At 75.1% G+C, this 12,550-nt stretch carries 12 protein-coding genes; 4 read left to right on the top strand and 8 right to left on the bottom strand.

Going from position 1 to position 12,550, the window contains the following annotated elements:
- Positions 1–145 precede the first annotated feature (145 nt).
- Together ACWCRA_RS17155 and ACWCRA_RS17150 are read right to left on the bottom strand one after the other, a co-directional pair.
- Entirely contained in the window at positions 146–901 is a 756-nt protein-coding gene (locus ACWCRA_RS17155; protein ID WP_351548000.1) for an SURF1 family protein, read from the bottom strand.
- 27 nt (positions 902–928) lie between these two features.
- Positions 929–2,764, bottom strand: a complete 1,836-nt coding sequence (locus ACWCRA_RS17150; RefSeq protein WP_451067954.1) for a prolyl oligopeptidase family serine peptidase — start codon at positions 2,762–2,764, stop codon at positions 929–931.
- Positions 2,765–2,834: 70 nt separating this feature from the next.
- Here ACWCRA_RS17150 and ACWCRA_RS17145 point away from each other — a divergent pair, with 70 nt between their 5' ends.
- Positions 2,835–3,659, top strand: coding sequence for a class I SAM-dependent methyltransferase (locus ACWCRA_RS17145; protein ID WP_351548006.1), 825 nt, complete (start codon positions 2,835–2,837; stop codon positions 3,657–3,659).
- A gap of 16 nt (positions 3,660–3,675) precedes the next feature.
- On the opposite strand, the gene ACWCRA_RS17140 is transcribed toward ACWCRA_RS17145, so the two are convergent.
- The 3 genes from ACWCRA_RS17140 to ACWCRA_RS17130 all read right to left on the bottom strand — a co-directional run bounded on the left by ACWCRA_RS17140 (position 3,676) and on the right by ACWCRA_RS17130 (position 5,597).
- Entirely contained in the window at positions 3,676–3,978 is a 303-nt protein-coding gene (locus tag ACWCRA_RS17140; protein ID WP_351548008.1) for a DUF6191 domain-containing protein, read from the bottom strand.
- A 70-nt stretch (positions 3,979–4,048) separates the two neighbouring features.
- Positions 4,049–4,822, bottom strand: a complete 774-nt coding sequence (locus ACWCRA_RS17135; RefSeq protein WP_451067953.1) for a 4'-phosphopantetheinyl transferase family protein — start codon at positions 4,820–4,822, stop codon at positions 4,049–4,051.
- Between the two features lie 199 nt (positions 4,823–5,021).
- The gene (locus tag ACWCRA_RS17130) at positions 5,022–5,597 is read right to left on the bottom strand and encodes a TerD family protein (RefSeq protein WP_351548014.1); all 576 of its coding nucleotides are present in this window, start codon (positions 5,595–5,597) and stop codon (positions 5,022–5,024) included.
- Between the two features lie 327 nt (positions 5,598–5,924).
- Here ACWCRA_RS17130 and cbiE point away from each other — a divergent pair, with 327 nt between their 5' ends.
- Positions 5,925–7,190, top strand: a complete 1,266-nt coding sequence (cbiE, locus tag ACWCRA_RS17125) for a precorrin-6y C5,15-methyltransferase (decarboxylating) subunit CbiE (protein ID WP_351548017.1) — start codon at positions 5,925–5,927, stop codon at positions 7,188–7,190.
- Entirely contained in the window at positions 7,187–7,936 is a 750-nt protein-coding gene (gene cobM / locus ACWCRA_RS17120; protein WP_351548020.1) for a precorrin-4 C(11)-methyltransferase, read from the top strand. Before cbiE ends, cobM begins: the two co-directional genes overlap by 4 nt.
- A gap of 155 nt (positions 7,937–8,091) precedes the next feature.
- On the opposite strand, the gene ACWCRA_RS17115 is transcribed toward cobM, so the two are convergent.
- Complete coding sequence (locus tag ACWCRA_RS17115) at positions 8,092–9,246, bottom strand: cobalt-precorrin-5B (C(1))-methyltransferase (protein ID WP_351548023.1); 1,155 nt, start codon at positions 9,244–9,246, stop codon at positions 8,092–8,094.
- A 17-nt stretch (positions 9,247–9,263) separates the two neighbouring features.
- On the opposite strand from ACWCRA_RS17115, the gene ACWCRA_RS17110 reads away from it, so the two are divergent.
- On the top strand, positions 9,264–10,052 hold the full coding sequence (locus ACWCRA_RS17110; RefSeq protein WP_451067952.1) for a cobalt-precorrin-6A reductase: 789 nt from the start codon (positions 9,264–9,266) through the stop codon (positions 10,050–10,052).
- Positions 10,053–10,066: 14 nt separating this feature from the next.
- Here ACWCRA_RS17110 and ACWCRA_RS17105 read toward each other — a convergent pair whose 3' ends face one another.
- Both ACWCRA_RS17105 and ACWCRA_RS17100 read right to left on the bottom strand, forming a co-directional pair.
- On the bottom strand, positions 10,067–11,572 hold the full coding sequence (locus tag ACWCRA_RS17105) for a precorrin-2 C(20)-methyltransferase (protein ID WP_351548027.1): 1,506 nt from the start codon (positions 11,570–11,572) through the stop codon (positions 10,067–10,069).
- Positions 11,569–12,195: a precorrin-8X methylmutase gene (locus tag ACWCRA_RS17100; RefSeq protein WP_351548171.1), complete on the bottom strand. Its 627-nt coding sequence runs from the start codon at positions 12,193–12,195 to the stop codon at positions 11,569–11,571. The genes ACWCRA_RS17105 and ACWCRA_RS17100 overlap by 4 nt, the downstream gene beginning before the upstream one ends.
- Positions 12,196–12,550 lie beyond the last annotated feature (355 nt).

Raw genomic sequence — 12,550 nt, 5'->3', positions numbered from 1 at the left:
AGGCTCCGAAGGAGACGACCCGGACACCGGCCTCCGCCGCCCCGCTGTCCCTGTCGTCCTCGCGCTCTCCCCGCGCCGTCCCGACCCGGTCCGCCGGGTCGGGACGGCGGGGACGGCCACGGCCGGGGCGGGGTGCCGGACCGGCTCAGACCTGCTCGGGCTCCAGGCCCAGTGAGCGGTCCCGGGCCGCCTCCGCCTCACGGCGGGCCAGGCGGAACCACATGAACAGCACGAACGCCGCGAAGACGAACCACTCGCCGGTGTACCCCAGGTTCTGGAACGCCTTCATGTCCAGCCCGCTGCCCTCCGCGACGGCCGCCGGCACGGCGACCATCCCGCTGTCCGCCTCCGTCAGCGTGATCCAGGCGTCGTACACATCGTCCGGGACCAGATTCACCAGCGAGGCGGCACTGATCATCCCCAGCTGGCCGGCGGGCAGCCCGCCCGCCGTGTGCGCCCCGTCCGTGCCCGCGTTCTCCGATGCCTGGAGGGCGCCGGTCACGGTGACCCGGCCGGTGGGCGCGGCGGGGACCGGGCCGCCCTTGGCGACCCAGCCCCGGACCACGGGAAGGGTCCTGCCGCCGTCGGTCCTCAGCAGCGTCAGCACATAGTCGCCGCGCTCCCCGTCCACATCGCGGTCGGGCACCAGGAACTGGGTGCCGTAGACGCCGCTGGCCGTGGCCGGCCGGCCCGAGGTCTCCGTGTCGACCGGCAGCAGCTTCTCCAGCGGCGCCGGCCGCCGCTCACCGGGCTCGGGCTCCCGCTGGGCGTCCTGATGGGTGTCGACCCGGTCCTCGAACTTCCCGAGCTGCCAGGTCCCCATGAAGATGCAGAAGGGGATCGCCAGCACGACGAAGACATTGATGCCCCACCACCGGGGCGTCAGCAGGAAGCGGTACACCCCTCCACGGTACGGAACGCGCTCGGGCTACCGTGTCCCGCCCCCCTCTCCCCGGGCCCGCCCCGGTCCCGTTGACCCGCCCAGCCGGGCCGAGGCGAAGGCGATCTCCATACCGAGCTGCTTGATCCGCTCCTCCACCACCAGCGAGCCGTGTCCCGCGTCGTACCGGTAGACCTCGTGGGGCGCGCCGCGCGCCGCCAGCCGGTCCACATAGTTCTCCACCTGCCGGATCGGGCAGCGCGGGTCGTTGACGCCCGCCGAGATGTACACCGGCGCCCGCACCGCGTCCACATACGTCAGCGGCGACGAGGCCGCGAACCGCTCGGGGACCTGCTCCGGGGTGCCGCCCAGCAGCGTGCGGTCCATGGCCTTGAGGGCCTCCATCTCGTCGTGGTAGGCGGTGACGTAGTCGGCGACCGGCACGGCGGCGATGCCCAGCGCCCAGGCCTCCGGCTGGGTGCCGAGCCCGAGCAGGGTGAGATAGCCGCCCCAGGAGCCGCCGGTCAGGATCAGCCGCTCCGGGTCCGCGAGACCGGAGGTCACCGCCCACTCCCGGACCGCCGCGATGTCCTCCAGCTCGATCAGGCCGACCCGGTGCTTCAGGGCGTCCGTCCACTCCCGGCCGTACCCCGTCGAGCCCCGGTAGTTGACCCGCACCACCGCATAGCCGTGATCGATCCAGGCCGCCGGGCCCGCCGCGAAGGAGTCGCTGTCGTGCCAGGTCGGGCCGCCGTGGATGTCGAAGACCGTGGGCAGTGGTCCCGGGGCGCCCGCCGGGCGCTGCACCAGGGCGTGGACCCGGCCGCCGGGGCCCTCCACCCACACATCCTCCACCGGCACCGACGCCGGGGCCCTCATCCCGGGCGGATCGAGCACCGGCTCGCCCGAGGTCGAGCGCACCTGCGGCGGCAGCGCGGCCGACGACCACAGATACTCCACCGCGCCACCGGGCCGGGCGGTCGCGCCGGAGACCGAGCCGGCCGGGGTGTCGATCCGCTCCAGCCCGCCCGTCGCGAGGTCGTGGCGCCACAGCTCGCCGCGCGCCTCGAAGCTGTGCGCGATCAGCAGCCCCGACCCGTCCGGATACCACTCGGCGTTCACATCGCCCGGCAGATCGATGGCGAGGGCGGTCTCCTCGCCCGTCGCCACATCCCAGATCATCGGCTCCCAGCGGCCCCGCCGCTGGTGGCCGACCAGGAGCCGGGTGTCCCCCTCCACCGGGGCGAAGCCGAGGACCTCCAGCCCCAGCTCCCGCGTGCCGCCCCTGGTGTCGTCCAGCTCCGCCACCGGGCTGCCGTCGAGCCGCACCACCCGGAGCGCGGCGTGCATCGCGTCCCCGTGCTCGGTGTGCTCCAGGGCGATCAGTGTCCCGTCGTGCGAGAGATCGCCGACCCCGGCGGACTCCCGGTGCCGGTAGATCTCGACCGGCTCGGCTCCCTCCCGCACCACATGGACCGTGGTGCCGTCCTCATCCGTGGACCGCCCGATCACCGAGGCCCCGTGGCGCCCGATGGCCAGCCCAGCCGAGTACGACGGGGCCAGACCGGGCGCGGCCGGCACATCCTCACCGCCGCCGAAGGGCTGCCGGAGCCATATGCCGAACTCGTCGCCGTCGCTGTCGGAGAACCACCACACCGAGGCGCCGTCCGGCGACAGCAGCCCGTCCGTCGTCCCGTTCGCCCGGTCCGTGACCTGGCGCTGCGCGCCGGTCGTCCGGTCCCACGCGTACAGCTCGTGGGTGCCGGTGGCATTGGACACGAAGAGCGAGCGGTCGGGGGCATCCACCGCCCAGTCGGGCAGGGAGACACGGGGCGCCCGGAAGCGCTTCTCCCAGTCGGGCATCGAGTCGGTGATCTCAGTCATGACCCCATTCTGCGCCGCGCCCCGGACAATTCGCTCGCACCGTCCCCGGCCTGTGGATAACGTCGGCCGTATGAAGATCCCCACCGACTGGCGAGAGGCCAACCGTGCCAACTGGAACGAGCGCGTCCCCATCCACCTGGCCAGCGACTTCTACGAACTGGACGCCTTCCGCGCGGGCAAGGAGGCGCTCCGCGACTTCGAGATAGCGGAGGTCGGCGACGTCACCGGGCGGACGCTGCTCCACCTCCAGTGCCACTTCGGCCAGGACACCCTCTCCTGGGCCCGGCGCGGGGCGGCTCGGGTCGTCGGTCTCGACTTCTCGGAGCCCGCTGTCGAGGCGGCGCGCGGGCTGGCCGCCGACCTCGGGATGGGGCCGGACCGCGCGGCGTTCGTCGCCGCCGATGTGTACGACGCGGTGGCGGCCGTACCCGACGACGCGTACGACATCGTCTACACCGGCAGCGGTGCCCTCTGCTGGCTTCCCGACATCCGCCGCTGGGCCGAGACCGCCGCCGCGCTCGTCGCGCCCGGCGGGTTCCTGTATCTCGCCGAGTTCCATCCGATCACCGACACCCTCGACGACGAGACCGGCTCGCGGATCGTCCACGACTACTTCTCCCGCGACGCGTGGGTGGAGGAGACCCCCGGGACCTACACCGGGACCGGTGACGAACTGGTCAGCGCCCGGACCGTCGAGTGGCAGCATCCGCTCGGCGAGGTGGTCTCCGCGCTCTGCGCCGCCGGACTGCGCCTGGAGTTCCTGCACGAGCGCGAGGTCTCGCTCTTCCCGCGCTTCGAGAACTTCGTCAGGGACGCCGACGGCTACTACCGCCGCCCCCAGGGGCTGCCCCGGGTGCCGCAGATGTACTCGCTGAAGGCGACCCGCCCCGCCTGACCGGAGCGGCTCCGGGTCAGGGAGTTCCCGGGGCCCTCGGCAGCCGGACCACCGCGCGCCCGCCGTCGAGGTCGACGGTGGAGCGGTGCGGCGGGGCGCCGTCCTCCTCGTCGTCCTTCAGCAGCAGGGCGCTCTGCCGCTCGCGCAGCTCGTTCTGTTTCCCCGCCGAGAAGGTGGCGTGCAGCTGCTCGAACCCGGTCGCGGAGACCTGGCCCCGCCGTCTGCCCCGGCCGGTGGCCCGCATCACCTGGTCGGTGAAGGCGATGACCAGCAGCAGGATCACCAGTCCCGGAAGGGTCGCGAAGACAACGAACTCCATGGTGTCGCTCTCCAGTTCGGCGGCCCCGGGGATACCCGGGACACGGGAGCAGTGGCGGCGGTACGGGGTGTCAGCCGGGCGCGCGCACGGCGACGGCCGCCGCCCAGCCGGGGTCGGTCGGTACGTCGGTGAGCAGCCAGCCGGTGTCGGTGGCCGGACGGGGTCCCGCGCCGACATAGGTCCGCGACAGCCGTTCGTTCAGCCCGACCCCCGAGGCCTTCAGCACGGCCTCCTTCCGGGTCCAGCAGCGGGCGAAGGCCAGCGGCCGCTCGGCGGCGGGGAGCGCGGCCAGCTCCGAGTGCTCCCTCGGGTGGAGCTGGTCCATGATCTCGGCGACCGTGCCGGGGGCGGGCAGGGTCTCCGTGTCCACACCGACCGGGGCCGGGGCCAGCGCGATCACCACCATGCCCTCGGTGTGGGAGAGCGAGAAGTGCACCGGGTCACCGGGGACCACGGGCCTGCCGTGCGGACCGCCGCACTGGCTGCACGGCCGCCGGGCCAGCTCGACCGACTCGGGGGAGCGCCCGAGCCGCTCGCCGAGCAGCCGCCGGAGGGTCACATGGGCGACCGCGTAGGCGTCCCGGTCGACGGGGCGGCGGAAGGCGTCGAGCCGCGCCGACTCCTCCGCGTCGAGCAGCCGGCGGTCGGCGAGGGCGGCGGCCGCGAGGCCGGGGACCCGGCCGGACCAGAGCCGCTCCACACCGGGCGGCAGCGCGTGCGCCGGGGTGTCGACGGCCGGGGGGCCGGAGGTGCCGGCCGCCGGGGTGCCGGGGGCGGGGGCGCCCGGCGCGTCGGCCGCGCTGGCCGCGTCGGCCGCGTCCGCGAAGGGTTCGGTCGTCGCCATGGTCAGCCTTCTCCCCGGGCTCCCCGGACCGCTCCGGTCCCACGGGTGCCCCTGCTCCGGTCCCGCTCGGCTCCGTGTACGCCTGTGGGTACGGCGGGGCCTTCAGGCCCCGCCGTACCCACGGAACAGCCGCCGGTGCCCGGAGCGCAAGGGCCTGCGCGCCGGGCACCGGGCGGCGTCATCGCTCGATCGTGCCGGCTCAGATGTTGACGCCGAAGTCCTGCGCGATGCCGCGCAGGCCCGAGGCGTACCCCTGGCCGACGGCGCGGAACTTCCACTCCGCGCCGTTGCGGTACAGCTCGCCGAAGACCATGGCGGTCTCGGTCGAGGCGTCCTCGCTCAGGTCGTAGCGGGCCAGCTCGTTGTTGTCGGCCTGGTTGACCACGCGGATGAACGCGTTGCGGACCTGGCCGAAGGACTGGCCGCGGCTCTCGCCCTCGTGGATCGAGACGGGGAAGACGATCTTCTGCGCCTCGGCGGGCACGCCCGCGAGGTTGACCTTGATCTGCTCGTCGTCGCCCTCGCCCTCACCGGTGAGGTTGTCACCGGTGTGCTCGACGGAGCCGTCGGGGCTCTTCAGGTTGTTGAAGAAGATGAAGTGCTGGTCGGAGAGCACCTTGCCGCTGCCGTCCACCAGCAGGGCGCTGGCGTCCAGGTCGAAGTCGGTGCCGGTGGTGCTGCGTACATCCCAGCCCAGGCCCACGACAACCGCAGACAGGCCCGGGGCCTCCTTGCTGAGCGAGACATTGCCGCCCTTGGACAGGCTGACACCCATGGAAATCCCCTGCGCAATCCGGCGCGGGCCGCGCCTTTCTTGACGTTTGCTGTGCCCAACCGAGCCAACGAGCGGACCCCCGTCCCAGTTCCCGTCTCCGGCGACGGAACTCTCCATCGGACGAGTTTCCCTCCGCCGCGCGGGGTCGCGGGGGTCGCGGACGGCCGGTTCCGGCGGGCCGGGACGGACGGACCCGGCGGGGCGCGGGGGAGCGGGCCTGCCGGGCGCCGGGGGCGGACCTGCCGGGCGCCGGGGGGCGCGCGGCCAAGTAAAGTGCGCCTCCGTCCCCTCTCCGCGCCCCGAGCACAACCACCGAGGTACCAGGCCGTGACCCCCGCACCTCCCGCCGCACCGGCCGTCACTGTGGTCGGCATCGGAGCCGACGGATGGGCCGGCCTCCCCGACGCCTCCCGCGCGGCGCTCACCGGGGCGCAGGTGCTGATCGGGGGCGCGCGCCAGCTCGCCCTGCTCCCCGCCGGCTGCGCGGGCGAACGGGTCCCCTGGCCCTCGCCCCTGCGCCCCGCCGTGCCCGCGCTGCTCGCCGCGCACGCCGGCCGCGGGATCGCCGTCCTGGCCAGTGGCGACCCCATGCACCACGGCATCGGCCGCGCGCTGAGCGAGATCCTCGGCCCCGGGGCCCTGCGCGTGCTGCCGCATCCCTCGTCCGTCTCGCTGGCCGCCGCCCGGCTGGGCTGGCCGCTGGAGGAGACCACCACCGTCTCGCTCGTCGGCCGCCCCGCCGCCCGGCTGGCGGCGGCCCTGCACGACGGCCGCCGGCTGCTGGTGCTCAGCGCGGGCGCCGACACCCCGGCGCTGGTCGCGGCCCGGCTGGTGTCGGACGGCTTCGGGCCCAGCCGGATGCGGGTGCTGGAGCAGCTCGGCGGCCCGGCGGAACGTATCAGCGAGGGCACCGCCGAGGAGTGGCCGCACCCGCCGGGGGACCCGCTCAACCTCGTCGCCGTGGAGTGCCGCCGGGCCCCGGACGCCCTGCGGCTGGGTGCCGTGCCGGGGCTGCCCGACGCGGCCTTCGCCCACGACGGCCAGCTCACCAAGCGCCATGTCCGCGCCGCGACCCTCGGCGCGCTCGCGCCCGCCCCCGGCGAACTGCTGTGGGACATCGGCGGCGGCTCGGGGTCCATCGCGGTCGAGTGGATGCGTACGCACCCCTCCTGCCGGGCCGTCTCGGTCGAGCGCGACCCGGCGCGCGCCGCCCGCATCACCGCCAACGCCGACCGGCTCGGCGTCCCCGGCCTGCGCGTCGTCACCGGCGCGGCCCCCGCCGCGACGGCCGGGCTGCCCGTCCCCGACGCGGTCTTCATCGGCGGCGGCCTCACCGCCCCCGGGCTCCTCGACACCTGCTGGGAGGCGCTGCCGCCCGGGGGACGCCTGGTCGCCAACACCGTGACGCTGGAGTCCGAGGCGCTGCTCGCGGACCGCTACCGCCGGTACGGGGGCGAACTGGTGCGGCTCGCGGTGGCGCACGCGGTGCCCGTCGGCGGTTTCACCGGCTGGCGGCAGGCGATGCCGGTCACCCAGTGGGCGGTCGTGAAGGCCCCCGGGCACGCACCAACGGACGCAGGAGACGACAGATGACCGTGTACTTCATCGGGGCGGGCCCCGGCGCCGCCGACCTGATCACCGTCCGGGGCGCCCGGACGCTCGCCGCCTGCCGGGTCTGTCTGTACGCCGGCAGCCTGGTCCCGCGCGAACTGCTCGACGAGTGCCCGCCGGACGCCCGTCTCGTGGACACCGCCCACCTCACCCTCGACGAGATCACCGCCGAACTGGTCCGCGCCCACGAGGCCGGCCTCGACGTGGCCCGGCTGCACTCCGGCGACCCGTCCGTCTTCAGCGCCGTCGCCGAACAGATGCGCCGGCTCGACGCGGCCGGGGTGCCGTACGAGGTGGTGCCCGGCGTGCCCGCCTTCGCCGCCGCCGCCGCTGCCCTCAAGCGGGAGCTGACCGTGCCCACCGTCGGCCAGACGGTCATCCTCACCCGGATCGCCCACCGCGCCACGGCGATGCCCGACGGCGAGGATCTCGCCACCCTGGGCCGCAGCGGCGCCCTGATCGTGCTCCACCTGGCCGCGCGTTACGCCGACCGGGTCGTGGACGAGCTGCTGCCCCACTACGGCGCGGACTGCCCGGCCGCCGTGGTCGCCTTCGCCAGCCGCCCCGACGAACTGATTCTGCGCGGGACGCTCGACGACATCGCCGGGCAGGTGAGGGAGGCGGGGGTCATCAGGACCGCGGTCATCATCGTCGGCCGCACGCTGGGGGCCGAGGGGTTCCGCGACAGCCACCTGTACTCCCCGGAACGCCCCCGCCACACCTGCTGACGCCACCCCCGGCTCCTCGGGCGCCGGTGCCGCACCACTCCAGCCTGTCTGGGAGGTGCCCCCGGACGGGCTGGGTTTGCGCGGGTTGCCCGTGGCGCGGGGGCGGGGGTCGTCCTCAAGTGCCCGGGGCGACGGGCCCCGGGCAAGGGGGAGGCTCACCCCTTGGGGGCGCTGCGCCCCACCACCACCCCCGCCCGGTCCACACAGATCACATCCACCACCACCGGCGCCCCGCGCAACACCCCCAGCGCCTCGTCCCGCGCCGCCAGCGCCACCAGATCACCGAGCGGAACCCCCGCGTCCGCGCAGAGCCGGAGCGCCGCGAGCCCGGTGTTCGCGGCGGCGATCTCCGCCGCCAGCCCGGGGCCCGCCCCGCCGCGCCGGGCCAGGGCCGCCAGAAACCCCTTGTCGACCTGGGAGCGGGCGGAGTGCAGATCCAGGTGTCCGGCGGCCAGCTTCGACAGCTTGGCGAAGCCCCCGCAGACCGTGAGCCGGGGCACCGGATGACGGCGTACGTACTTGAGCACCGCGCCCGCGAAGTCCCCCATGTCCAGCAGGGCGTCCTCCGGCAGCCCGTACTCGCCCACCACCGTCCTCTCCGAGGTCGACCCGGTGCACGCCGCCACATGGGTGTGTCCGGCCGCCAGCGCCACATCGACGCCGCGCCGGATCGAGTCGATCCACGCCGAGCAGGAGTACGGCACGACCACCCCGGTCGTCCCCAGGATCGACAGCCCGCCCAGGATGCCCAGCCGGGGGTTCCAGGTCGAGCGGGCGATCTCCTCGCCGTGGTCGACGGAGACCGTGATCTCCACATCGCCGCCCGCGCGGTGCCGCTCCGCGACCCGGGCGATGTGCTCCCGCATCAGCTGCCGGGGCACCGGGTTGATCGCGGGTTCCCCGACCTCCAGCGGCAGCCCCGGCTTGGTGACCGTCCCCACCCCCGCGCCGGCCCGGAACACCACCCCGGAGCCCGGCGGCAGCGCCCGTACCGTCGCGCGCACCAGCGCGCCGTGGGTGACGTCCGGATCGTCCCCCGCGTCCTTGACGACCCCCGCCATGGCCCGTCCGCCGGGCGTCAGCTCCTCCACCGCCAGCGCGAAGGCCGGGGTCTGCCCCTTGGGCAGGGTGATCGTCACCGGGTCGGGGAAGCTCCCGGTCAGCAGCGCGGTGTACGCGGCCGTGGCCGCCGCCGTCGCGCAGGCGCCGGTCGTCCACCCGGGCCGCAGCCCGGTGTGCTTGAGTTGAGCACTCCGTCCGCCCTCCGCCGCCCCGGCGCCGTCCGTCCCGCCGTCCCGCGCCTCACTCATGAAGGGGTCCGTACTCCGTGCACGTACTGATACTCGGCGGGACCACCGAGGCCCGCCGGCTGGCCGGGCTGCTCCACGGCACCCCGGGGCTCCGCGTCACCAGCTCGCTGGCGGGCCGCGTGGCCACCCCCCGGCTGCCGGTGGGCGAGGTCCGGATCGGCGGTTTCGGGGGAGTGGGAGGGCTCGCGGAATGGCTGCGGGAGCACGGCGTACAGCTCCTCATCGACGCCACCCATCCCTTCGCCCGCACCATCGGTTTCCACGCGGCCGAGGCCGCCGCCATCGCCCATGTTCCCCTGCTCGCGCTGCGGCGGCCCGGCTGGGTCCCCGACGAAACCGCCGGTGGGAGCGCGGACGGCGGGACGGCGGGGGCCTCATCCGGCGGGCTCTGGCATCTCGCGGACTCCCTGGAGGAGGCCGCCGGCCTGCTTCCCGCCCTCGGGCGGCGGGTCTTTCTGACCACCGGGCGCATGGGGCTCGGGGCCTTCGCGGGCTGCGACGGCCTCTGGTTCCTCGTACGCTCCGTCGACCCTCCGGAAGGGCCGCGTCCGGCGCGGATGGAGGTGCTGCTCGACCGGGGTCCGTTCACCCTGGAGGGGGAGCGCGAGCTGCTCGCCCGGCACCGCCCGGACGTGCTGGTGACCAAGGACAGCGGGGGAGCGGCCACCGCGCCCAAGCTCACCGCCGCCCGGGAGGCGGGGATGCCGGTGGTCGTCGTCCGCCGCCCGCCCGTCCCGGCCGGGGTCCCCGTGGTGCCGGACCCCGAGGGGGCGGCCCGCTGGGTCCTGGCGCACCTGGCCGGGTGAACGGCGGACCCCGGTCACTTCTCCGGGTACCGCCTGGGCGTCCAGACGATCCGCTCGCCGTCGCCGTCGCCGCGCCGCGCGGTCCGGGTCTGCGACGACCCGATCAGCAGGATGGTCCGCATATCCACCTCGGCCGGGTCCAGCTCGCCCAGCGGCACCGTCCGCACGCTCTCCTCCGGGCCGCCGACATCGCGCCCGACCACCACCGGGGTGTCCGGTGACCGGAACTCCAGCAGCAGCTCGCGGGCCTTGCCCACCTGCCAGTTCCGGCTGCGCGAGCCCGGGTTGTACAGGGCCAGGACCAGGTCCGCCGCCGCGGCGGCGCGCAGCCGTCCGGCGATGACCTCCCACGGCTTGAGCCGGTCGGAGAGCGAGATCGTGGCGTAGTCGTGGCCGAGAGGGGCGCCCGCTGCGGCGGCGGCGGCGTTCGCCGCGGTCACCCCGGGCAGCACCCGCACCGGCACCTCGGCGTACTCCGGCCGGGCCGCGGCCTCCAGCACCGCCGTCGCCATCGCGAAGACCCCCGGGTCCCCGCCGGACACCACCGCCACCCGCCGGCCGCGCCGCGCCAGATCGAGCGCGAACTCGGCGCGCTCCGCCTCGACCTTGTTGTCCGAGCCGTGCCGCCGCTGGCCGCTCCGCTCCGGCACCCGGTCCAGATAGGTCGTGTAGCCCACCAGGTCGTCGGCCCCGGCGAGCGCGCCCCGCGACTGCGGGGTCAGCCACAGCGGCCCGGCGGGACCGGTGCCGACGACGACGACCTCGCCCCGCTCCCGTACCGGAGGCGCGGCGTCCACCCGGCTCGGCAGCACGGCCACCGAGAAGTACGGGACCGAGTCCGGGTCCACCCCGGCCAGCTCGGCGGTGCGCTCCCCGGCCATGGTCGCGCGCTCCACGTAACGGGCGTCGTCGAGCCGGCCCGCGCGCTCCAGCGCCCGGCGCACCTTCGGGAACGTGCGCCCCAGCTTCATCACGACCGCCGAGTCGGTGGCGGCCAGCCGGGCCGTCAGCTCCTCCTCGGGCAGCGTGCCCGGGAGGATCGTCAGCACCTCCCCGGCCTCCGCGAGCGGGGCCCCGAGCCGGGCCGCCGCCGCGCTCACCGAGGTGACACCCGGGACGACCTCGGTGTCGTAGCGGCCGGCGAGCCGCTTGTGCATATGCATGTACGAGCCGTAGAAGAGCGGGTCGCCCTCCGCGAGCACCGCGACCGTGCGGCCCGCGTCGAGATGGACGGCGAGCCGGGCCGCGGCCTCGGTGTAGAACTCCTCCATCGCGCCCCGGTAGCCGCCCGGGTGGTCGGTGGTCTCGGTGGTGACCGGGTAGACCAGCGCCTCCTCGATGTGGTCGGCGCGGATGTGGCGCTCGGCGATGGAGCGGGCGATGGAGCGCCCGTGCCGGGCGCTGTGGTACGCGATCACATCGGCCGCGGCGATGATCTCCACGGCGCGCAGGGTCATCAGCGACGGGTCGCCGGGGCCGAGTCCGACTCCGTACAGCCGGCCGGGGGTGGTGCCGCTCATTCTTCCTCGCTCGCGATCGCGTTCAGGGCGGCGGCCGCCATGGCGCTGCCACCGCGCCGCCCCCGGACGACCAGGTGGTCGAGGCCGAGCGGGTGCCCGGCGAGGGCGTCCTTGGACTCGGCGGCGCCGATGAAGCCTACGGGGACGCCGATGACGGCGGCCGGGCGAGGGGCGCCTTCGGCGATCATCTCCAGGAGGCGGAAGAGGGCGGTGGGGGCGTTGCCGACGGCGACGACCGCGCCGTCGAGGCGGTCGCGCCACAGCTCCAGGGCGGCGGCGCTGCGGGTCGTGCCCAACTCGGCGGCGAGGGCGGGGACGGAGGGGTCGGAGAGGGTGCAGACCACGTCGTTGCCGGCGGGCAGGCGCTTGCGGGTCACCCCGCTGGCGACCATCGCCACATCGCAGAGGATGGGCGCCCCGGCCCGCAGCGCGGCCCGGGCCCGGGCCACCACCAGCGGGCTGTAGGAGAGATCGCGCACGAGGTCGACCATCCCGCAGGCGTGGATCATCCGGACGGCGACCTGGCTGATGTCGGCGGGGAGGGCGGAGAGGTCGGCTTCCGCGCGGATGGTGGCAAAGGACTGGCGGTAGATGGACGCGCCGTCCTTCTCGTAGTCGAACACTTCGCTCTCGCCGCTCTCGCTCATGGGTCGGGTGTTTCTGCCACCGCCATGGTGGCGGTCCCTTCCGCGCGCCACGCGAGGGGGGTGCCCCTCACGCCCGGGGACCACCCCGGGCCCCCGCGCCTCAATCGCCGGCGGGGCTGGGTGTGGTGCCTGGCCCGGGCCGGTGTTTTCCAGCCCGTCCGGGGGCAGCTCCGGGGGAGCTTGAGGACGGACCCCGTGCCACGGGCTGCCCGAGCAATGTCAGCCCGTCCGGCGTTTGAGGACGGACCCTGTGCGACGGGAGACCCGCGCAATCCCAGCCTGTCCGGGGGCAGCTCCCGGGGGCAGCTCCGGGGGAGCTTGAGGGCGGACC

The sequence above is a fragment of the Streptomyces sp. NPDC001889 genome, from assembly GCF_053594535.1.
The sequence above is the reverse complement of the archived record's forward strand: the minus strand, read 5'-3'. Positions and strand labels throughout refer to the sequence as shown.